We start from the raw sequence: 2,189 nt of genomic DNA on the forward strand, positions 1-2,189 counted from the left end.
AGCCGAGAGCATTGGTAGCTCTTCGACTGTCGGCGGTCTGAGAACACACGACACGAGGCTGCCTCCGGTGGATTGGATTTGCATAACACATCAGACCACGGATGTCTCTTTCGGGTCAAAATGCGAAGAACTCGGGTTGAGCAAATCTGGTCCGCTCGACCACGATGAGCGGACCTCCGACAGACGCGGCGCAACTTCGCAGTTGGGCCAATTTGCGGACTAGTTCCGCGAGTGGTCGCGGTACTGTTTCAGGGGCCGGCGGTGCCATTTCGTTCAGCGATACCTCGTTCGACGAAGTTTGCTGCATCCTCCGCCGACATGTCCTGACCGTAAAGCCTCCGCACCGCCGGGCTTAGCCGCTCGGCAAAGATGACGACCAGCACATTATTGCCGGTGACCTCCTGCTGTCCCATCTGTTCGGCGTGGGCCTCCGCGCGCTGCAGTACGCGCTGAAACGCGGCCGTGGGGCGAGATCCACCTATGGATATGCCAGTTTCGACAACGATGGATCGCAAATCATTGTCAATGTAGTCGGTCAGGCTTTTCTTGAGCGCCGTAAGATCGACACGGCAAGCCTGCATAACCTTTGAGGCGTTTGGATCATCGGTTAGCGCGAGCAGCAGATGCTCACACGTCGTGTACTGATGCTTTCGCGCGTCACCATGAGCAAGAGCGCGCTGCAACGTGCGTTCCAGTTCGCTGGAGAAACGAGACACTCGGGGTCTGATCCCTGCATCGATCGTTGCGGGTGATGGCGTTGCCGCTTCGGCCCGGGGCGTGCTGACCTCGCCTCGAATTGTAGCAGCAAGCGTGTTCCAGTCCGCAGCGCCAAACGCCTTGGCAATCAATTCAAGGCTTTGGCTATTGGTGATCTTCAGGCCGTGATCGCCGAGGAAGACCCGGGCCGTATGCGCCATGGTCTTTGCGTCGCGATAGTCGCGCATGATCTTTCATCCTTTGCTTGAACGAAGCCGAGGTGCCAGGCGCTTGCGTTGCTGACCCGTTCGTTCGGGCAAAGGGTTTAGAAAGATCGATGATACGTTCACCATCCCCAATTGGGGCGCAAGCGGCAGGTCGTATCTACCTCAAGTCATCATGATCCTGTTGCAAACTGCTGTCAATTGCTCCTGACGAGATGGATCATGTCCGTCTTGGGTCGATCGCGTCGGTTCAGCCGCGTCTCGGCCATGTCTCGTCTAACCTCTAAAGCTGACTGGCCGGACTCCTTCGCGAGTGTCTCCTCCAGGCCAACTAGAGACATACTCCTTGAAGTTTCCACTCAGTTTGGTCTCTACTTATGGGAATCCTTGGGGATTTATATGTCGGAGCAGCAATATTCCCGTCGTGAGGCTGTTTCATCGCTGGCTGCTACAGTCGCCTGTGCATTGGCCGGCCCCATCTCCGCAACCGCAGAACCAGCCTCCGCGGGCGAGACGCAAGACTGCGCCGGACCGATTTTCTCCACTACAGGTCCAAACGCCGAGCTGTACGGAGCCAAAGATGGTTATCCTCTTCCCGACATTATGGAGGCGCGGAGGCAAGGCGACCCTTGGGAGCCAAAATACCGTGTCGGCGCATTCACCCATATCGATCACATCTATCCAACACGGCTCATCAAGCGAGCTGTGACGCCTTGGAAGTTCAAGTGCTCGAAGGCAGACGTTTACTACAATTTTCAGGGAAGCAAGCTTTCGCCCCTCGACTACATGTCGCGCAATCCGGTCACTGGCCTGCTGATCGCGAAGGACGACCAGATTATCTTCGAGCGCTATCAGTACGCGCGAACTGATCAAGATCGGTTCGTATCCCAGTCGATGGTCAAGTCGATTACCGGACTGTTGATCGGGATCGCCATCTCGGAGGGCGCGATCAAGTCGGTCAATGATATCCCCGAAAGTTATGTGCCGGGCTTTATGGGCAGCGAGTATGGCAGGACGCCGATTCGCGATCTGCTGCACATGTCCTCAGGCGTGGATTTCGGTGAAACAAGAGACGGAGGACGTGACCTCAATCGCCTGTGGAACGGTATGGGGATCGCATTCCCGGACACGAAGTTGGGCACGATTAAGAGCATCGTGCAATTCAATCAGCGAATCGCCCCAGCGGGAACGAGATTTTACTACGCCAGCATTGAAGCCGACGTGCTCGGCATGGTGCTTCATAGTGCTGTTGACAAGTCAGCGTCTGAC

At 56.5% G+C, this 2,189-nt stretch carries 2 protein-coding genes; one reads left to right on the forward strand and one right to left on the reverse strand.

From position 1 onward, the window contains the following. Window positions 1–248: 248 nt before the first annotated feature. On the reverse strand, window positions 249–944 hold the full coding sequence (locus tag AC630_RS41905; protein ID WP_074124297.1) for a Clp protease N-terminal domain-containing protein: 696 nt from the start codon (window positions 942–944) through the stop codon (window positions 249–251). A gap of 375 nt (window positions 945–1,319) precedes the next feature. On the opposite strand from AC630_RS41905, the gene AC630_RS41910 reads away from it, so the two are divergent. Beyond that, window positions 1,320–2,189: serine hydrolase (locus tag AC630_RS41910; protein ID WP_167561394.1), on the forward strand; the 870-nt coding region annotated here is incomplete at its 3' end.

Origin of the sequence: Bradyrhizobium sp. AS23.2 (genome assembly GCF_001908185.1) — a bacterium.
Lineage (GTDB): Bacteria > Pseudomonadota > Alphaproteobacteria > Rhizobiales > Xanthobacteraceae > Bradyrhizobium.

Coding starts and splice junctions, on each gene's coding strand:
- AC630_RS41905 (WP_074124297.1), bottom strand. CDS start 944: ATGCGCGACTATCGCGACGCAAAGACCATGGCGCATACGGCCCGGGTC.